General features: G+C 65.0%; 16 protein-coding genes and 1 pseudogene. 8 read left to right on the plus strand and 9 right to left on the minus strand.

What is annotated here, in order from left to right; translation table 11 throughout:
• Nucleotides 1-33: 33 nt before the first annotated feature.
• Together AC1RR3_RS05095 and AC1RR3_RS05100 are read right to left on the minus strand one after the other, a co-directional pair.
• Nucleotides 34-717, minus strand: a pseudogene (locus tag AC1RR3_RS05095) (hypothetical protein); the annotation flags it as partial.
• Nucleotides 714-1,283 (minus strand): sigma-70 family RNA polymerase sigma factor, encoded by a 570-nt coding sequence (locus AC1RR3_RS05100; RefSeq protein WP_008140099.1) that lies wholly within the window; start codon nucleotides 1,281-1,283, stop codon nucleotides 714-716. The gene AC1RR3_RS05100 and the pseudogene AC1RR3_RS05095, both read right to left, overlap by 4 nt.
• A gap of 439 nt (nucleotides 1,284-1,722) precedes the next feature.
• Here AC1RR3_RS05100 and AC1RR3_RS05105 point away from each other — a divergent pair, with 439 nt between their 5' ends.
• A complete protein-coding gene (locus AC1RR3_RS05105; protein ID WP_492820010.1) occupies nucleotides 1,723-2,880 on the plus strand; it encodes a GGDEF domain-containing protein in 1,158 nt (385 codons plus the stop codon).
• Nucleotides 2,881-2,942: 62 nt separating this feature from the next.
• The gene (locus AC1RR3_RS05110; RefSeq protein WP_492820012.1) at nucleotides 2,943-4,046 is read left to right on the plus strand and encodes a DUF2336 domain-containing protein; all 1,104 of its coding nucleotides are present in this window, start codon (nucleotides 2,943-2,945) and stop codon (nucleotides 4,044-4,046) included.
• A 12-nt stretch (nucleotides 4,047-4,058) separates the two neighbouring features.
• Here the strand turns inward: AC1RR3_RS05110 and paoC are convergent, their stop codons facing one another.
• From paoC to AC1RR3_RS05135, 5 genes are all read right to left on the minus strand, one after another.
• The gene (gene paoC, locus AC1RR3_RS05115; protein WP_492820014.1) at nucleotides 4,059-6,263 is read right to left on the minus strand and encodes an aldehyde oxidoreductase molybdenum-binding subunit PaoC; all 2,205 of its coding nucleotides are present in this window, start codon (nucleotides 6,261-6,263) and stop codon (nucleotides 4,059-4,061) included.
• 3 nt (nucleotides 6,264-6,266) lie between these two features.
• The gene (locus AC1RR3_RS05120) at nucleotides 6,267-7,217 is read right to left on the minus strand and encodes an FAD binding domain-containing protein (RefSeq protein WP_492820016.1); all 951 of its coding nucleotides are present in this window, start codon (nucleotides 7,215-7,217) and stop codon (nucleotides 6,267-6,269) included.
• Nucleotides 7,214-7,876: an aldehyde dehydrogenase iron-sulfur subunit PaoA gene (gene paoA / locus AC1RR3_RS05125; RefSeq protein WP_492820018.1), complete on the minus strand. Its 663-nt coding sequence runs from the start codon at nucleotides 7,874-7,876 to the stop codon at nucleotides 7,214-7,216. The genes AC1RR3_RS05120 and paoA overlap by 4 nt, the downstream gene beginning before the upstream one ends.
• Nucleotides 7,877-8,083: 207 nt before the next feature.
• The gene (locus AC1RR3_RS05130; RefSeq protein ID WP_492820020.1) at nucleotides 8,084-8,722 is read right to left on the minus strand and encodes an NrsF family protein; all 639 of its coding nucleotides are present in this window, start codon (nucleotides 8,720-8,722) and stop codon (nucleotides 8,084-8,086) included.
• Nucleotides 8,723-8,724: 2 nt separating this feature from the next.
• Complete coding sequence (locus AC1RR3_RS05135; RefSeq protein WP_492820022.1) at nucleotides 8,725-9,270, minus strand: sigma-70 family RNA polymerase sigma factor; 546 nt, start codon at nucleotides 9,268-9,270, stop codon at nucleotides 8,725-8,727.
• A gap of 288 nt (nucleotides 9,271-9,558) precedes the next feature.
• Between AC1RR3_RS05135 and AC1RR3_RS05140 the strand changes: the two genes are divergently transcribed.
• The 6 genes from AC1RR3_RS05140 (at nucleotide 9,559) to AC1RR3_RS05165 (ending at nucleotide 15,232) form a co-directional block, all read left to right on the plus strand.
• Nucleotides 9,559-10,233, plus strand: a complete 675-nt coding sequence (locus AC1RR3_RS05140) for a hypothetical protein (RefSeq protein WP_492820024.1) — start codon at nucleotides 9,559-9,561, stop codon at nucleotides 10,231-10,233.
• Between the two features lie 169 nt (nucleotides 10,234-10,402).
• The gene (locus AC1RR3_RS05145; protein ID WP_492820026.1) at nucleotides 10,403-11,182 is read left to right on the plus strand and encodes an enoyl-CoA hydratase; all 780 of its coding nucleotides are present in this window, start codon (nucleotides 10,403-10,405) and stop codon (nucleotides 11,180-11,182) included.
• Between the two features lie 187 nt (nucleotides 11,183-11,369).
• The gene (locus AC1RR3_RS05150) at nucleotides 11,370-12,800 is read left to right on the plus strand and encodes a TolC family outer membrane protein (protein WP_492820028.1); all 1,431 of its coding nucleotides are present in this window, start codon (nucleotides 11,370-11,372) and stop codon (nucleotides 12,798-12,800) included.
• A gap of 28 nt (nucleotides 12,801-12,828) precedes the next feature.
• Nucleotides 12,829-13,386: a P-loop NTPase family protein gene (locus AC1RR3_RS05155; protein WP_492820030.1), complete on the plus strand. Its 558-nt coding sequence runs from the start codon at nucleotides 12,829-12,831 to the stop codon at nucleotides 13,384-13,386.
• Between the two features lie 52 nt (nucleotides 13,387-13,438).
• Nucleotides 13,439-14,401, plus strand: coding sequence for an amidohydrolase family protein (locus AC1RR3_RS05160; protein ID WP_492820032.1), 963 nt, complete (start codon nucleotides 13,439-13,441; stop codon nucleotides 14,399-14,401).
• Nucleotides 14,402-14,602: 201 nt separating this feature from the next.
• Nucleotides 14,603-15,232, plus strand: a complete 630-nt coding sequence (locus AC1RR3_RS05165; RefSeq protein ID WP_492820034.1) for a LysE family translocator — start codon at nucleotides 14,603-14,605, stop codon at nucleotides 15,230-15,232.
• 5 nt (nucleotides 15,233-15,237) lie between these two features.
• On the opposite strand, the gene AC1RR3_RS05170 is transcribed toward AC1RR3_RS05165, so the two are convergent.
• Together AC1RR3_RS05170 and AC1RR3_RS05175 are read right to left on the minus strand one after the other, a co-directional pair.
• Complete coding sequence (locus AC1RR3_RS05170; protein ID WP_492820036.1) at nucleotides 15,238-18,354, minus strand: efflux RND transporter permease subunit; 3,117 nt, start codon at nucleotides 18,352-18,354, stop codon at nucleotides 15,238-15,240.
• Between the two features lie 28 nt (nucleotides 18,355-18,382).
• Nucleotides 18,383-19,627, minus strand: a complete 1,245-nt coding sequence (locus AC1RR3_RS05175; protein WP_492820038.1) for an efflux RND transporter periplasmic adaptor subunit — start codon at nucleotides 19,625-19,627, stop codon at nucleotides 18,383-18,385.
• Nucleotides 19,628-19,651 lie beyond the last annotated feature (24 nt).

The raw sequence follows: 19,651 nt of genomic DNA on the forward strand, positions 1-19,651 counted from the left end.
CCCCCCCCCCCCCCCCCCCCCCCCCCCCCCCCCGACGGCGAGGTTGACGAACTTCTCGCGCGACATCCTGCCGAGCAGCGAGGCGAGCTCGTCCTGGCTCATTGCCTTGTCGAACTGGAGGCGGAACATGCCGCCCTTGGCATCGCCGATGATCGACGCCTGGTAGCTGTCGAGCAATGCGGTGATGTCGGCAACACGCGCCTCGGGCGTGAAGCGCACCAGCGCGCGCGCCGGTGCTGCGGATGCACCGAGCTCGCGTGTGATCGGCGCGCCGGTCGAGAGCGAGGCGGTCTGATAGGTCGCGGTCTGGGTCTTCATCAGCACCGCGCCGATGATGCCGGCCTGCAGCAGCAGCGCGATGGCACCCAGGCTCGCCGACCAGGCCAGTGTACGCGGCGACAGGCTGGAGAAGAACGTGGCGACGCGCGCTGACAGCGGCAGCGAGCCGACCGGCCGTGCCGGCTCGGCGTCGATCGCGGCGAACAGCTTCTGCATCGCGCGCGCCGATGGAGCCCCCAGGCTCTCGTTCAGATGGATGGTCTCTTCGTACTCGCCGCGGATCGCGGCATATTGCCTTGCGAGCGCCGGATCATTCGCCAGCGCGTCCTCGACACGGCGGGCGTCGCGCGCGTTCAGCGTGCCGGCGGCGTGCCAGGGCAGCAGCAGTTCAATCTCACTGGGCTCTTGCTCCAGCATCTTCTTGCTCAAAGCCATCATGGCCAGCCTCGCTCAACGCCGGCTGCCTTCAGCAGTTCGGCCAATTTCTTGCGCGCATAGAACAAGCGCGTCTTCACAGTGTTCTCGGGAATGCCGACGATTTCAGCCACCTCCTCCACGGATTTCTCGTGGTAGTAGACGAGATCGACGATTTCCCGATGGTCCGGCGAGAGGCCCGTCAGACACTCCCGCAACGCTTCACTGGTATCCTTTTTCTGCACCGCGATTTCCGGATCGTCCGACGAATCCTCGATCGCGTTTGCAGCTTCGTCGTCCAATCCAACGTCCTTCCTGCGCCGGAGCGCCGAGAGGGCCTTGAATCGGGTGATTGCCAGCAGCCAGGTGGAAACTGCGGATCGGCCTTCGAACTTGCCGGCTTGACGCCAAACGTCGAGAAATACCTCGCTGATGAGGTCTTCCGCCGCCTGCTCGTCTCGCACGAGCCTCAGCCCGAACCTGTAGACCCTGACATGGTGCCGCCCGTACAGCACCTGCATAGCGAGCCGGTCACCTTGAGCGATCCTGGCGATCAGGACCTCGTCCGAAGCCGCCTGTGTCACGCTCAATGCCCGTCTCGCAAGGTTGGTCGGGTCGGCGCGGCGGACGGTTCGACGGGAGGCGCGAAATTCTTCAACCTACCGCAGTCATACGGGGCCTTGTGTGATCTACCCCACATACGCGCATTTTTCTCGTCGCACGCGCGGCGGTTGGCTGCCTCGATCGGGATCGGTAACATAATACTGAAACACTCTTTTGCGGAGCGGCGGCCCGGCACGGGCAGGCCGACCAAGTCTGGTTCCATAGCAGTCCTGCACGACGTATGTCTCACGAACCCCCGCTTTGGCTCGACCGCATCGCAAACGATGCCTAATCGCCGGCAAATTCCCCCTGCCGGCCAATATCATCCTGTTCTGCACTGCACCGTTCGGATTCGGTTTCAAAGGATACCAAACCTAAAGGCTTGCCACGTAGATTTTTGGGCTGACATCGACCATTGGCGGGATCATGAACACGGCCGCGACGTCCTTTCCGGAGAGGAATGCCGCTGAGGTCGCGGATCTCGTCCTCACGTCCGAGGCCGCGGCGCCCCACGTCCGGGCGCGCCGGATCCGGCAGCGCCGCCAGATGTATATCGGCCAGGTCGCGAGCTACTCGCTCGGCGCCTCGGTCCTGCTGCTCTATGCCTATGACGGCGCGATCTCGCTCGACGTTGCCTCGCTGTTCTGGTTCGGCGGTCTGCTGATCATCGGCACGTTCACCGTGCTGTCGGAGGCCGGCGTCGGTGACAGGTTCACGGACCACTACCTCACCGTCTTCCAGATCTCGGCGCATATGGCGCTGCAATTCATATTCCTGCTGTCGGTCCCGACCGTCGGCGTCGCCTTCATCAGCGTGCTGTTCCTGATCTTCGCCTTCGGCACGCTGCGCATGACCTCGGCCCAGGCGATGCTGACCTGGACGCTCGCGGCAAGCGGCCTCGCCGCCGTCTTCCTCGCCTCAGACCTGCCGATCGGCATGCCCGTTGCAACGCGGCTGCAGCGAACCGCCTCGATGCTGTGCTTCGTGCTGGTGATCGGCCAGTGCGCCTGTCTCGGGCTGTTTGGCGCCACGCTGCGCAAGATCCTGTATCAGCGCAGCATCGAGCTGAAGGCCGCCTATCAGCGCATCGAGGAGCTGGCCGAGCTCGACGAGCTGACCGGCTCCTACAACCGCCGCTGCATCATGCGGCTGCTCGACGCCGAGATGGAAAGATCGCGGCGGGCGTCGTCGCCTTGTGCGATCGCACTGATCGATCTCGACTGGTTCAAGCGCATCAACGACGCCCACGGCCATCCCGTCGGCGACGAGGTGCTGCGCACCTTCGCGATCACCATTTTCGCCAACATCCGCCCGGCCGATCGCTTCGGCCGCTACGGCGGCGAGGAATTCCTGCTATTGCTGCCGGACACCGAGGCCGAGGCGGCCTCGCGTATGCTCGAGCGCTTGCGCGGCATCGTCGCCGATCTCGACTGGAGCGCATTCTCCCCCGGCATGCGCGTTACGATTTCCGCGGGCGTCGTGACGCTGCGCGACAATGATACTGCCGACACGTTTCTCGCGCGCGCCGATCGCGCGCTCTATTCCGCCAAGGCGCAAGGGCGCAACCGTATTGCGACGAGCTGACCAATCCAATTTCCCCGGCGCGTGAGAAGCCGCCGCCGGATCGAACGCTCCAGGACAGGGCAATGAGATCGAAATCCGCCAAACCATCCGAGAACCTTCTCGAGGAATTGCAGACCGCACTTTCGCACGGCACCGTCGCGCGCCGTGTGGAGACGTTGCGCCGCGTCACCGATCTCTTCGTCGGCAACGCCGTGGACTATTCCGACGACCATATCCGCGTGTTCGACGACGTATTCCAGTGCCTGATCGAGCAGATCGAGACCTCGGCCAGGGCGCTGCTGGCCGACCGCCTCGCGCCAATCGCAGCCGCGCCGCCCAAAATCATCCGCACGCTCGCGCTCGACGAGGTCATCGAGGTCGCAGGCCCCGTGCTGTCGAAATCGGAACGGCTGGACGAGGCGACCTTGCTCGATATCGCGCGCACGCGCGGCCAGGCGCATCTGAAGGCGATCTCGCTGCGGCGTGTGCTGTCGGAAGCACTGACCGACGTGCTGGTGACGCGCGGCGACGAGGACGTGGTGCAATCGACCGTCAGCAATCCGGGCGCGCAGCTCTCCGAGGGAAGTCTCACCGACCTCGTCGCGCGCGCCGAACGCAACGATGATCTTGCCACCTGCATCGGCCTGCGGCCCGATTTGCCGCGCCATCACTATTTGAAGCTGATCGCAAAGGCGTCCCTGAGCGTGCGCAGGAAGCTGGAGGCCGCGCATCCGGAGCTCGCCGACGAGGTGTCGAGCGTGGTCCAGGAAGCGGCCCAGCGGGTCCGCGCCGCCGCCATGACGCGGCAGACCGAGATGGCGCGCGCGCTGGTGAAGTCGCTCTACGATGACGGCCGTCTCAACGAGTTCCAGGTCACGGCCTTCGCAGAACAGGGCAAGTTCGACGAGACCAATGCGGGGCTCGCGGCGCTCGCGGGCGTGGCGGTCGAGATCGCCGAGACCATGATGATCGAGAGCCGCACCGAGGGCGTGATGATCCTCGCCAAGGTCGCGGGCATATCGTGGGCGAGCGTGCGCGCGATCATCGCCATGCGCGAGAAGCTCTCAGGCGGCTCGCAGATCGACATGCTGATGATGCGTGATACCTACGAGGCCCTGCGCGCATCGACCGCGCAGCAGGTGTTGCGCTTCCACCGCATGCAGCAGGGCGCGACACCGGCGGCCTGATTGCCCTCATCGTCATGCGTCGGGCATGCGATGCAGCAGCTTGTCGAGCGTGATCGGATAGTCGCGCACGCGTATCCCGGTCGCGTTGTAGATGGCGTTGGCCAGCGCCGCCGCGACGCCGCATAGCCCGAGCTCACCGATCCCCTTGGCTTTCATCGGCGAAGACATCGGGTCCGTTTCGTCCAGGAAGATGGTGTCCTGGTGCGGGATGTCGGCATGAACCGGAACCTCGTAGCCGGCAAGATCATGGTTGACGAAGAAACCAGTGCGCTTGTCCACCGCCAGCTCTTCCATGAGCGCCGCGCCGACGCCCATCGTCATGGCGCCGATCACCTGGCTGCGCGCCGTCTTCGGATTGAGGACCCGGCCTGCGGCGCAAACGGCGAGCATGCGGCGGACACGTATCTCGGCCGTCGCCACGTCGACACCGAGCTCGACGAAATGCGCGCCGAACGTGGATTGCTGATGCGTCTTGGCAAGATCGCCATACTCGATCGAATCTTCCGCCATGAGCTCGCCGTCCGACGCAGCCTGTCCCAGCGGGACGCTTCGGTTGCCCGAGGACACCTGCCCGTCCGAAAACGCAACGTCCGCGGAATTGAAGCCGAGCTTCTGTGCCACCGCCTCGCGCAGCTTGACGCAGGCAGCGTAGACACCCGAGGTCGAATTGTTCGCACCGAATTGCCCACCGGAGCCGGCGGATACGGGGAAGCTGGAATCGCCGAGGCGCACCACGACCTTTTCGAGTGGCAGCCCCATCATCTCTGCCGCGGTCTGCGCGATGATGGTGTAACTGCCGGTTCCGATGTCCGTCATATCGGTCTCGACGGTCACGGTCCCGCTTCTGTCGAGACGAACGCGGGCGCCCGACTTCATCAGAAGGTTGTTGCGGAACGCGGCAGCCATGCCCATGCCGACCAGCCAGCGGCCTTCCCGCCGCCTGCCGGGCTCGGCATTTCGCGCACTCCACCCGAAGCGTTCCGCGCCGGTCTTCATGCACGCGATGAGCTGCCGCTGCGAGAACGGACGGCTCGGATGTTCCGGATCGACCTGGGTGTCGTTGCGCGCGCGGAATTCGACGGGATCGAGATTCAGCCGCTCCGCCATCTCGTCCATGGCGATCTCCAGCGCCATCATGCCAGGCGCCTCGCCCGGCGCACGCATCGCGTTGCCCTCGGGCAGGTCCAGCATGGCCAGACGCAACGCCGTCATCCGGTTCTCACCGGCATAGAGCAGACGGGTCTGCTGGACCGCGGTCTCCGGCTTGCCTTCCGGCAAATTGCCCGACCAGCTCTCGTGTCCGATCGCAGTGATCTTGCCGTCCCTGTTGGCACCGATGCGAATCCGCTGGATCGTGGCCGGACGATGCGTGGTGTTGTTGAACATCAGCGGTCGCTGCATGGCGACCTTGACCGGGCGATTGGCCGCACGCGCGCCCAATGCTGCGAGGATCGCGTCCGAACGGAGGAATAGCTTTCCCCCAAAGCCCCCTCCGATGAAGGGCGAAATGAGGCGTACGTTTTCCTTGGGCAGGCCGAGCGTCTTGGCGACGTCGCCGGTCGTCCAGGCGATCATCTGGTTGGAGGTCCAGAGGGTGAGCTTGTCGCCGTCCCAGGCCGCCATCGACGCATGCGGCTCCATCATGGCATGGGCCTGATCCGGGGTGGTGTAGGTCGCATCGAGTTGCACCGGCGCGGCGGCGAAGGCACCGGGAAAATCGCCGACATTCGTGTCCGGCTGGTTCTCGCCGCGACCGGGCGGCTTTGCAGCGCCGTCCCGTCCGGCGGCCAGATCGAACGAGCCCTTCGCCGCATTGTAATTGACCTGGACAAGCTGGGCCGCGGCACGGGCCTGTTCGAAGGTTTCGGCAACGACGACCGCGACGGCCTGGTGATAATGGTCGATCTCGGGGCCGCCGAGCAGCTTTGCCGTATTGAAACTGCCCTTGCCGAGCTTGCCGGCTGTCTCGGCCGTCACGATTGAGATGACGCCCGATGCGGCCTTGGCGCGCGACAGGTCGATCGACGCGATGCGGCCCTTGGCGATGGCCGAGCCGACGATGTAGCCGTAGGCAGGGCGCGAGCCGACATCGTGCCATTCATAGGCGTAGGTTGCCCTCCCCGTCGTCTTGAGAGGGCCGTCGATGCGGCTGGTCGCGTGACCGATGACCTTGAGCTGATCGATCGGATTGGTGGTCGCGGGCGTATCGAACTTCATGACTCAACCCTTCGCTTCGGTGAGCACGGCGGCGAGCGTGCGCTCGACCAATGCCAGCTTGAATGCGTTATCCCGGGTCGGCTTGGCACCATCGAGCAAACGCGTCGCTACGGCCTTGGCGCCGTGCGGCATCGCCGCTTCCGCTGCCTCAACGCGCCACGGCTTGTGAGCGATGCCTCCGACAGCGACCCGTCCCGTACCATCGCGCTGGACGATCGCACCGACCGAGACCAATGCGAACGCATAGGAGGCGCGGTCACGCACCTTCCGATAGATGTGCGTTCCGCCGACAGGCTTCGGAAGCGTCACGGACGTGATCAGCTCGCCGGCCGCAAGCGTCGTCTCGATATGTGGCGTGTCGCCGGGCAAACGGTGGAGATCGGCGATCGGGATGTTTCGGGTCGTACCATCAGGACGAACCGTCTGGACGGTCGCATCGAGCGCGCGCATCGCGATCGCCATGTCGCTCGGATGGGTCGCGATGCAGGCGTCGCTGGAGCCGATCACCGCATGCTGGCGGGTCACGCCGCCGATCGCGGCGCAACCGCTGCCGGGGCTGCGCTTGTTGCACGGCTGGTTGGTGTCATAGAAATAGGGACAGCGTGTCCGTTGCAGCAGATTGCCGGCGGTGGTCGCCTTGTTGCGCAGCTGGCCGGAGGCGCCGGCGAGCAGCGCGCGCGACAGCAGGGCATAATCACGCCGGACCCGCTCATCGGCGGCCAGGGTCGTATTGCGCACCAGCGCGCCGATGCGCAAGCCGCCTTCAGCTGTCGCTTCGATCTTGTCGAAGGCGAGGCCGTTGACGTCGATCAGATGGGCCGGCGTCTCGATTTCCAGCTTCATCAAGTCAAGCAGATTGGTGCCACCGGCGATGAATTTTGCGTTGCTGGTGCGGACGGCCGCAGAAGCGGCCGCTGCGGGCGAATTCGCCTTCTCATAGGTAAAGGACTTCATGCGGGCCTCCCGGCAACTTCGGTGATCGCCTCGGCGATGTTGGAATAGGCGCCGCAACGGCAGATGTTGCCGCTCATGCGCTCGCGCAGTTCGGCGTTCGTCAATTGCGGTGCCGCGTTGAGGTCGCCCGTGACGTGACTGGGGATGCCAGCTTTGATTTCATCGAGCACGGCCACCGCCGAGCAGATCTGGCCCGGCGTGCAATAGCCGCACTGGAAGCCATCATGCTTGACGAAGGCGGCCTGCATCGGATGCATGTGCTCCGGCGTACCGAGCCCCTCGATCGTGGTGACGCTGTCACCCTCATGCATGACCGCGAGCGTCAGGCATGCATTGATGCGCTGTCCGCCGACGATCACCGTGCAGGCGCCGCATTGGCCGTGGTCGCAGCCTTTCTTGGTGCCGGTGAGATGGAGATGCTCGCGCAGCGCATCCAGCAATGTGGTCCGCGTATCGAGCTTCAGAGCGCGGACCTCGCCGTTGACGTTGAACGACACCGTCGCCATCGCCGGTGCTTCCGCCGCGGTTGCGGCCCTCGAAGGGTCGGCGGCAGAATTCTGAGCCTCGGCGGTACGTGACGTCGCTCCGATCGCCACCGACGTCGCGGTTCCGATCAGAAGGTTCCGCCGCGACATTTCGAATACGCTGGATTTTCGCATGGTTGGGCATATCCCTCGCTACAGCAGCGTCCATCGACGCTCCGGATAGAAGTCGTCCAACCGAAGTTAGTTTCTAGGCGGAGCCCGGAATAGCCGTTCACGACGGCATGAGCTTATGCCTGTCATTCATGAATGCAGGCGCGATGGCGCAATCGAAGCCCTGATGTCGCGAATTTGCGTTGCGACATCAGTTTACGCGGAACGCCCTCAGTACCGTAGGACCCTCGAGCCGACCGCAGCACCGATCGCCGTCACCACCGCGGTAGCGATGGTGTACCAAGTCGCAACAAACAGCGGCGAGTCGTCGGTGCAGTGCGAGGCGTAGAGCGTCGCGGCAAGGCCGGCCGACACCAGACCGGCGAGCGCACCGGCAAGCGCGGGGCGCGACGGCGCGCCATGGCGCAGGCCGAAAAGCGCCCCCGCGAGCAGCGGTAGCGACATCGCGGGAATGGCCATCATGCAGGCCCTGGAATTCTTGCCCATCAGCCGCATCGTCATCGGCATCGCCGGCGCCATCATCGCCTCGCTGCCGATCGCAACCGCAAGCAGGCCGACAGGCAGCAGCAGCAGCCAGCCCCAGCCACGCATCAAGGCTTCGGGGCGCGACAGATGCAGGCTGACGATGATCGCGGGGATCGCGAGGGATAGCGTCACCGCGAACTTCGTGTCGAAGAACGGGTTGTGCATGGCGGTCATCACATCGGGCCGCACGCCGAGGAAGCTGGCGAAGATCAGGATCGAGAACGGTGCGGCCACCAGCAGCGCCAGGGTCAGCATGGCGCCGACGCGAGGGGCGCGGTGAGCATTGTCGGCCGCGAGAGAGCGAATGAGTTGATCGGTATCCATGACTAGTGGTCCCGCAGTTTGGCAGTCAGTGCTGCAAGTCCGCGATGCAGCGCGACCCGCACCGCACCTTCGCTCATCGACAACTTGGCCGCCGTATCCTTGATCGAAGCGCTCTCGACCGCGATCGATTGCAACACGTCGCGCTGGCGCTGCGGCAGGGTGCCCAGCTGCGCCGTGACCTCGCCTGCCGAGGCCGTCTCCTGCGGCGCCTCGCCCGGCAGCGTCTCGGCGAAATCGTCGATGTTGACGAAGACCCGCCTGCCCCGGCGCCTCAGCGTATCGATCAGCTTGTTGCGGGCGATCGCAAACAGCCACGGGGCGAAGGGCGCCTCGCTGTCCCAGGTGTGCCGCTTCAGATGCACCGCCAACAGAATCTCCTGCACGATATCCTCGGCCTGATCGGGAGGCTGCCCAGCCCGCGCCAGGCCCCGCCTCGCGGCAGCGCGCAGCACTGGCGTGACCGCCTTCAACAGGCGATGATAGGCAGCATCATCGCCCGCCATGGCCGACCGCATCAGGCCGGTCCATTCGTCCTCACGTCCGCGCACGCGCGCCCTCACCAAGCAATTCGGCCGCTCTTTCAGTTTGTTACGCCGTCGACCACAAGATCACGAATTCGTGATATCTGCGCACCCACTGTCCGACGCGGCCGTGGAAATCCGCGACGGCTCATAACACCGATCGGTCCCGTTCGCACCCGGCGGCCAGCCAGGAGGCGGCGGCTTGCCCCGTTTTTGCCCGGTGTGGCCCGAAGATTCCCATTTTCTGCCCCGCTGTCGTCATGCGCCGAGGTCTCTGTTCGGTCCCGGGATGGGTGGATTGGGGAGATCGTCAACATGACAAAAGCCAGCGGGCGCGCTGCCCTGATTCTTCTGGCCGGACTTTTCCTGCTGTTCGGTGGCGCTGCACAGGCGGCTCCGAGTTCGGCTGCGAGCGGCAAATCGGACAGCGCCAGCAAACAGGCGGACGCGGTCAAGCCGGGCAAACAGCGGCGCCACTATTCTCGCCACACCAGCAGCAAGACGGCGCAGAAGTCCTCGGATGACAAGGCGAGCAAGACAAGCATCGCGGCAAAGGCCGACGAGGCCAAGATCGACAATAGTGCCGATAGCGACATGCCGGCCTCGAGCCAGATGCCGCCCGAGGTCGCCAACGCCCACGCCCAGCTTGCCGCCGCCGATACGCCGCCCGCGGCTGCGGCCTCCGCGATGACGGGCCGCGCCAACGACAACGTCCAGGCAGCGGCCGATAATACCGCCGCGCCGAATGCCGAGAGCCAGGCGGCGGCCCCCGATCAGGCGAGCGATCCCGACCGAGCCCTGCAACAGGACACTCAGCCCGCGCAGAAGGCGGTGATTGCCGCAACCGACGCGCAGCCGCGGCCCGCACCGGTGATGGCGAGCAGCGACCATAGCTCGGCCTGGGACCAGAGCTCCCTGATCGGCAAGATCTTCATCGGCGTCGGCACGCTGCTGACGCTGGCCTCCGCCGCGCGCATGTTCATGGCCTGATTTTCTGGCCTGATTTTCTGGCCTGAATGCCGACCTGACGGACCTCGCCCGGGACGTGCGCCTTGCCGCACGTTCCGGGCGGCCTTGTTCCGACGGCTTTTTGGGCCCCCCTTGAAGCCCACCGCGCCAGCGGGCACATTGCCCGCCCAATCAAAAGCGTGGGTGGAGCATGAGCACGTTCGAACACATCATCGTCGAAAGCATCGGTGCGGTCGGCATCATCAAGCTGAACCGGCCGAAGATGCTCAATGCGCTCTCCTTCGGCGTCTTCCGCGAGATTGCCGCCGCGGTCGACGATCTTGAAGGCGACGATACCATCGGCTGTATCGTCGTGACCGGCAGCGAGAAGGCCTTTGCCGCCGGCGCCGACATCAAGGAGATGCAGCCGAAGGGCTTCATCGACATGTTCTCCGAGGACTTCGCCGCGATCGGCGGCGACCGCGTCGCGCGCTGCCGCAAGCCGACCATCGCGGCGGTTTCGGGTTACGCGCTCGGCGGCGGCTGCGAGCTCGCCATGATGTGCGACTTCATCATCGCTGCCGACACCGCCAAGTTCGGCCAGCCCGAAATCACGCTCGGCACCATCCCCGGCATCGGCGGCACCCAGCGCCTGACCCGCGCGATCGGCAAGTCCAAGGCAATGGACCTCTGCCTCACCGGACGCATGATGGACGCGGCGGAAGCCGAGCGAAGCGGCCTCGTCAGCCGCATTGTGCCCGCTGACAAGCTCATGGACGAAGTCATGGCGGCCGCCGAAAAGATCGCGTCGATGTCGCGGCCGGCCGTCGCCATGGCCAAGGAAGCGGTGAACCGCGCCTTCGAGACCACGCTCGCCGAAGGCATGAGCGTCGAGCGCAATTTGTTCCACGCGACCTTCGCGCTGGAAGATCGCTCGGAGGGCATGGCGGCGTTCATCGAGAAGCGCAAGCCGGTGAACAAGAACCGCTGAGGCAGCGCCTGGTCAGGCTGGTGTAAGGCTCTGACGCTTTCTCGCAGTCACCCTGTGACGCACCTGCAACAAGCACGGAATACATGGGGGTTTTCCCCGCGGCAGTTTGCCTGCGGGACCTCGGCTGGTTAAACAGTTAAGAGGCCACCGTCGGCGGGGGCGGACAGCCGGGGTTTAGCGGGATTACATGATTGGGCGTGCCGCCAGAGCTGGTCGCGTGATGACGCGGCATCGATCGGGCGTGGGTCCTGTGCTTGCGACATGGACCACGCTGGCGCTCTGTTGCGCCCTGCCCTCGGCCGCATGGGCCGAAGCCCTGCCCGAGGCGCTCGCCAAGGCCTATCAGACCAATCCGCAGCTCAATGCCGAACGTGCGCGACAACGCGCCACGGACGAGAACGTGCCGCAGGCGCTCGCCGGCTACCGGCCGCAGATCGTGGCGAGCCTCAGCGCCGGCCTGCAATCGGTGCGCAACCTGTTGCCCGACAACACCATCCAGACCGCCAATCTGAAGCCGTGGATCATCGGCGTCACCGTGACGCAGACCCTGTTCAACGGCTTCCGCACCGCCAACAACGTCCGCGCCGCCGAGCTCCAGGTGCAGTCAGGCCGCGAGGCGCTGCGCAATGTCGGCCAGGGCGTGCTGCTCGACGCGGTCACCGCCTACACCAACGTGCTGGCCAACCAGTCGCTGGTCGAGGCGCAGCGCTCCAACGTCGCCTTCCTGCGCGAGACACTGTCCGTCACCCAGCGCCGCCTCAACGCCGGCGATGTCACGCCGACCGACAGTGCCCAGGCCGAGGCCCGTCTCAATCGCGGGCTGTCCGATCTCAACGCCGCTGAAGTCGCGCTCGCGATCAGCCAGGCGACCTATGCGCAGGTGATCGGCAATCCGCCGTCGCAGCTGCGGCCTGCCGAGGTGGTCGATCGCTATCTGCCGAAGGGCCGCGAGGATGCGTTGACGATGGCGATCCGCCAGCACCCCGCGGTGATGGCCGCGGGCTTCGACGTCGACGTCGCCTCCACCAACATCCGCGTTGCCGAGGGCGCGCTGCTGCCGAGCGCCAGCGTCCAGGGCAGCGCCAGCAAAAGCCGCAACAATGACCCGACGCTCGGAACCTTCGCCGAGGACCAGGCCTCGGTCGTCGCCAATGTCACCGTGCCGATCTATGACGGCGGCCAGGCCGCCGCGCAGACCCGGCAGGCCAAGGAAATCACGGCGCAAAGCCGGCTCGTGCTCGACCAGGTTCGCAACCAGGCGCGCACGGCGGCGGTCAGCGCCTGGGTCGCCAATGAAGGCGCCAAGATCGCGGTCTCGGCCTCGGAGTCCGAGGTGAAGGCGGCAACCGTCGCGCTCCAGGGCGTGCAGCGCGAGGCCGCCGGCGGCCAGCGCACGACGGTGGACGTGCTGAACTCGCAGGCCGATCTGATCCAGGCCAAGGCCCGCCTGATCGGCGCATTGCGCGACCGCGTCATCGCCTCCTACACGCTGCTCAGCGCCGTCGGCCATCTCGACGTCAAGACCCTGAGCCTGAACACGCCGGACTATCTGCCCGAGGTGCACTACCAGCAAGTCCGCGACGCCTGGCACGGCCTGCGCACGCCGTCGGGGCAGTAGGCGTTTCAAATCTATAGGCCTGGTACCGATGAAAAGCTGCCGCCTCCATCTGATGGGAGCTTCGGGCTCCGGCGTGACGACGCTCGGTCGCGCGCTCGCGGGCCGGCTTGCGCTGCCGCATCACGACAGCGACGATTATTTCTGGCAGCCGACCGCGCCGCCCTATCAGACCACGCGCCCCGCCGCCGAGCGCCTGCGCCTGATGCGCGAGATGTTTCTGCCGCGGCTCGATTGGGTGCTGAGTGGAACCGTCACCGGCTGGGGCGACGAACTCATTCCGTTGTTCGATCTGGTCGTGTACGTGACCACGCCGCGCGAGCTTCGCTTGCAGCGCCTGCGTGGCCGCGAGGCTGCGCATTTTGGAGCTGATGCCGTCGCACAGGGCGGCTGGCGTCATGAGGAGACGGAATCGTTCCTCGAATGGGCCTCGCATTACGAAGCTGGCGATCGCGAAGGCCGCAGTCTGGCAAAAGATGAAGCTTGGCTTGCGGGCCTGCCCTGCCCGGTCACGCGCGTTGACGGCTCGCGCCCGCTTGCGGACCTTGTCGAGCAGCTATGCAGCGAAGCGGAGCGGTTGCCGGGCTGATGTGATACTCTCCCGGCACCACTGCCAAACAATAAAATCAGGGGGAGAAACCATGCTCAATCGACGCAGCGTTCTGCTTGCCTCTCTTGCCGCCGGAGCAGCCATGACCAGCAAAGCCCAGGCCCGCGCGGCGCAGCCCGCGACGCCGGTGAATTTCGACGTCCCGGCGCACGCCTGCGACTGCCACACCCACATTCATGGCGATGTCGAAAAGTTTCCGTTCTTCGCCGGACGCGTCTATACGCCGGAGCCGGCCAGCCCCGAGGAAATGGCCGCGCTGCACAAGGCGCTGCATATCGAGCGCGTGGTGATCGTGACGCCGAGCGTCTACGGCACCGACAATTCCTCGACGCTATTCGGCATGAAGGCGCGTGGCGGAACCGCACGCGGGGTTGCGGTGATCGATGACAAGACGACCGAGGCCCAGCTCGATACGCTGCAGGCGGACGGCTTCCGCGGCATGCGCCTCAATCTCGCGACCGGCGGCGTCAACGATCCCAATGTCGGCCGGTCGCGCTTCACCGCCGCGGTCGAGCGCATGAAGGCGCGCGGCTGGCACGTCCAGCTCTACACCACGCTTGCCATGATCGCGGCGATCAAGGACCTCGTCGAGAGCGCGCCGGTACCCGTCGTATTCGACCATTTCGGCGGGCTCGAAGCATCGCTGGGCCTGGAACAGCCCGGCTTCTCCGATCTCGTCGCCCTGGTGAAGTCCGGCAAAGCCTATGTGAAGATTTCGGGCGCCTATCGCTCGTCAAAGCTCGCGCCTGATTATCAGGACATGGTGCCTTACGCGCGCGCACTCATCACGGCGAATGCAGACCGCATCGTCTGGGGAACCGACTGGCCGCATCCGGATTCGAGCCGCGTCGAGGGACGCAAAGCCACCGACATCGCACCGCTCTACCAGATCGACGACGGCGCCTTGCTCAACCAGCTTCCGGTCTGGGCGCCGGATGCGGATGTGCGCAAGAAGATCCTGGTCGACAATCCGGCGCAACTCTACGGCTTCTGAGTCGCGACACGCGCAATTAGGTTCAACGAAATGCGACACAGCTCCATATCGAGTCGCGGAACTGTTGTCGCAAGAGCACAACGTCGTTGGACTCACACGAACGTGTTTGAGTTTCTTTTCGCCTTTCACCCGTATGGTTGAGGCGACGATTCATTTTCACCGGTACGCACGCACGCAGATTTCATCTGTTCGTGCGGTCGCATGCCTTTATCGCATTATCTTGCCGCGCTTTTTTCCGGCGTGGGAATTGGTTTCACCGTCGCCGCCCCGATCGGGCCCATGGGCATGCTGTGCATCCAGCGCACATTGGCATCGGGCATGGCGACCGGCCTCGCAACCGGCTTTGGTGCTGCGACTGTGCATCTCACCTACAGCGCCCTTGCAGTCTTGGGACTTGGCTCGCTCGCACAGCCATGGGTCGAGGCCAATGCGGCGGTCTTCGGCATCGTCTCGGCTCTGACACTGCTATGGTTCGCGATGCGGACGCATCGCGGTTCCATCGCGCTTGAGGCGACGGACGAGATCGACAAGGTGCGCCTCGCCCGCGCCTATCTCAGTGCCATCGCGCTTGGCTTCACCAATCCGCTCACGGTCATCCTGTTTCTGGCGGCGCTGCACGCATTCTCGACGCAGTCAGCGGCAGCGCCGCTCATCGCGGGAGTCTTCGTGGGCTCTGCGGTCTGGTGGATGATGCTCAGCACAATCGTCGCAACCGCGCGGTCACGGCTGACGCCACGGATGCTGTCGCTGAGCAGCCGGTTCGCGAGCCTGATACTGCTCGGGCTCGGCACCATGATGCTGGCGCGGATCGCGCAGCGGATTCTCAGCTAACCGCGTTAGCGTGCGCGGCGGGAGAAGAAGGAGATCAGCACCGGCAGCGTCACCAGGATCACGACCGGCGCCAGCATCATGCCGGTGACCACGACGACCGCGAGCGGTTTCTGCACCTGCGAGCCGATGCCTTCGGACAGCGCCGCGGGCAACAGGCCGATGCCTGCGACGACGCAGGTCATCAGCACGGGACGGAGCTGCAATTCGCCGGTACGGATCACCGCGCTCACGCGGTCCATGCCCTCTTCGATGAGCTGGTTGAACTGCGAAAGGATGATGATGCCGTCCATCACGGCAATGCCGAACAACGCGATGAAGCCGATCGCCGCGGAGACGCTGAACGCCGTGCCGGTGATCAACAGCCCAAGCACGCCACCGAAGATCGCCATCGGAATCACGCTCATCGCGAGCAGTGTGTCGGTCATCGAGCCGAAATTGAACCAGAGCAGGATGCCGATCAGCGCCAGCGAGATCGGCACCACGATCGACAGGCGCCGGATCGCATCCTGGAGGTTGCCGAACTCACCGACCCAGTCCATGTGCGCGCCGGGCGGCAGCTGCACCTGGGCAGCGACCTTCTGCTGCGCTTCGCGGATCGCGCTGCCGAGGTCGCGCTCGCGCACCGAGAACTTGATCGGCAGATAGCGCTCCTGCTGCTCGCGATAGATGTAGGCCGCGCCCGAGACGAGGCTGATGCTGGCGACTTCGCTGAGCGGGATCTGCGTCACGGTGCCGTTCGGCCCGGGCGCGCCGATGCGCAAATTCTGGATCACCTCCGCGCTCCGGCGGTATTCCGGCGCGAGGCGTACGATGATCGGGAAGTGGCGGTCGGAGCCCGGTTCGTAGAGATCGCCCGCGGTGTCGCCGCCGATCGCGACCTTGATGGTGGCGTTGATGTCGCCAGGCGCAAGGCCGTAGCGCGCGGCCTTGGCACGGTCGATGTCGATCTGGATGGTCGGCTGGCCGAGCGAGGTGAACACCGCAAGGTCGGTGACACCCTGCACGGTCGACAGCACCTGCTTGATCTTGTTGGCGGTGTCCGTCAGCGCCTGGAGATCGCTGCCGAACAGCTTGATCGAGTTCTCGCCCTTCACGCCGGACACGGCTTCGGAGACGTTGTCCTGGAGATATTGCGAGAAGTTGAACTCGACGCCGGGAAAGCGGTCGTCGAGCTGCTTGAGCAATTGCGCAGTCAGCTCTTCCTTGTCATGCGTGCCCGGCCATTGGCTCGCGGGCTTGAGCGGAGCGAAGAACTCGGCGTTGAAGAAGCCGGCGGCGTCGGTGCCGTCGTCGGGACGGCCGTGCTGCGACACCACGGACTCGACCTCGGGCCGGGCGCGGATCAGCTTGCGCATCTCGTTGACGTAGGTGTTGCCTTCCTGGAGCGAGATGGTCGGCGGCAGCGTCGCACGGATCCAGAGATTGCCTTCTTCCAGCTTGGGCAGGAATTCGAGGCCGAGCAGCCGGCTGAGCGCCACCGTCATCAGCACGAGACCGATCGCGGCGCCGAGCATGATGCCGCGGTTGGCGACGGCCCAATTCAGCACCGGCATGTAGATCCGGTGCAGGATCAGCATCACCCTTGTCTCGGTCTCATGGACATGCGCCGGCAGGATGATCGCGGACAGCGCCGGGGTTACAGTGAAGGTGGCAAGCAGGCCGCCGGCGAGTGCATAAGCATAGGTGCGCGCCATCGGCCCGAAGATGTTGCCCTCGACGCCGGAGAGCGTGAACAGCGGCAGGAAGGCCGCGATGATGATGGCGGCGGCGAAGAAGATCGAGCGCGACACGTCGGCGGCGGCGCTGAGGATAGCGTGGCTCTTCATGCCGAACAGCGTCTCGGGCGACATGTGATCGGATTCCGACACCGGCGTCGTCTGTGTCAGGCGGCGGAAGATCGCTTCCACCATGATGACGGTAGCATCGACGATCAGGCCGAAGTCGATCGCGCCGACCGAGAGCAGATTCGCCGATTCCCCGCGCAGCACCAGGATGATCACGGCAAAGAACAGCGCGAACGGAATGGTGGCGCCGACGATCAGCGCGCTGCGGAGGTCGCCGAGGAATATCCACTGCAGCAGCACGATCAGGAGAATGCCGACCACCATGTTGTGCAGCACCGTGTGGGTGGTGAGCTCAATCAGGTCGCCACGATCGTAGATGCGCTCGATGCGCACGCCCGGCGGCAGGATGGTCGAATTGTTGATCTGCTGGACGAGCTGCTCGACGCGCTTGATGGTCGGCGAGCTCTGCTCGCCGCGGCGCATCAGGACGATGCCCTGCACGATGTCGTCGGCCTCGTCGAGGCCGGCAATGCCGAGACGGGGTTTTTGGCCGACGGTGACGGTGGCGACATCCTTGACCAGCACCGGATTGCCATTGGTCTGCGCGATCATGGTGTTGGCGAGATCGTCGATCGAGCGGATCAGGCCGACGCCGCGCACCACGGCCGATTGCTGGCCGATATTGACGGTGTTGCCGCCGACATTGACGTTGGAATTGCTGACCGCCTGGAGCACCTGCGGCAGCGTCATGCCGTTGGCGACCAGCTTGTTGTTGTCGACCTGGAGCTCGTAGGTCCTGCTTTTGCCGCCCCAGCCGGTAACGTCGATCACGCCGGGCACGGCGCGGAAGCGGCGCTGGAGGATCCAGTCCTGGACGGTCTTGAGATCGAGCACGCTGTAGTTCGGCGGACCGACCAGACGGTAGCGGAAGATTTCGCCGATCGGGCTCAGCGGCGAGATCTGCGGCTGCACGTTGCCCGGCAGTGGCGCGAGCTGCGCCAGGCGGTTCAAGACCTGCTGCTGCGCCTCGTCATAGGTATAGGCGAAGGAGAACTGGAGCTTGACGTCGGAGAGGCCGTAGAGCGAGATGGTGCGGATCGTGGTGAGGTTCTTCAGGCCCGCGACCTGGGTCTCGATCGGGATCGTGATGTAGCGCTCGATCTCTTCCGCCGACAGGCCTGGGCTCTGCGTCACGATGTCGACCATCGGCGGGGTCGGGTCGGGATAGGCCTCGATGTTGAGCTGGTTGAACGCGATCAGGCCGCCGATCAGCACGGCGACGAACATGCCGACCATCAGGAAGCGCCGATTGACGGCAAGGGCGACGAGACGATCCATTCAGGTCTTCAATTTCTTGGGTCGTCGATCAGCTACCGGACGCCGCTCGGTCGATGAACAGGCTGCCTTTGGTGACGATCTGCTCGCCGGGTTTCAGGTTGCTGGTGACCTCGACGAGGTTGCCATTGATGAGGCCGATCTTGATCTCGCGCAGTTCGACCGACTTGTCCTCGCGTGCAACCCAGAGACGGACCTTGTCGGCTTCGTAGATCAGGGCCTGTTTCGGCACCGCCGGCGCGGCGCGGTCGCCCGCCGAATAGATCGTGACGTTGGCGAACATTTCCGGCTTGAGCAGACCGTCCCTGTTGTCGATGGTGGCGCGAACCAGCAGGCGGCGGGTGCTCGGATCGATCGCGGTGGCGACATAGTTGATCTTGGCGGTGAGCGGGCGGCCCGGCAGTGCCATCACGTTGACGCTGATGTCCTGGCCGATGCAGACCGCCGCCGCATCGCTCTCGCGCACGAAGGCGGTGAGCCACACCGTGGAGAGATCGCCGATCACGAAGACCGGATCGCTGGCGCCGGAATTGACGTACTGGCCGGGGCCGATCTTGCGTTGCACGACGGTGCCGGCGATCGGCGAGTAGATCGTGATCTCCCGATTGATGACGCCCTTGTCCTGGAACACCTTGATGGTCTCGTCGGTGAAGCCGAGGATGCGCAGCTTGTTGCGCGCGGCCTCCAGCGCCGTCACCGAGGAGCGCATGTCGTTCTGCGCCTGGACCTGGGTCGCTTCCGCCTGCTGATAATCCTTCAGCGGAATGGCGTGACCTTCATAGAGATCCTTGGCGCGCTTGAACTGGATGTCGGCGAGATCGATCGCCGACTTCGCCTTGTTCTGCGAGGTCATCGCGGCGATGAAATCGTTCTGGGCCTGCACGGTGTCGGCGGCCTCGATTGTGAACAGCGGTTGACCTTGCGTCAGCATCTCGCCCGGCTTGGCGAGCAGCTTGGTGACTCGGCCCGCATAGGGCGAGAACACCGGCGTCGAGCGGTCCTCGTCGACGGCGACCTTGCCCTCGGTGACATATTCGGCCCGGAAGGTCTTGGCCTTGACCGGCTCGATCGTCAGCGTCGCCCATTCGGACGGTGTCGGCGTGAAATTCTGCGCATTCCTGCGCGACTGACTGGAGACTTCCGAATGGCTCTTGTCCTTGGTCCCCGCATGGAGGAAGCCATAGGCACCCGCGCCGGCGAGGGCCAGTAAAACTACGGATGTGATCACCCGTTGTTTTGTAAGCACCTGCAATCGCTTGGTATTTTCAACTACCATGGGGCCTGGTCATGTCTGCGACGA

It is taken from the genome of Bradyrhizobium sp. GW821-FHT13H05 (genome assembly GCF_058804065.1).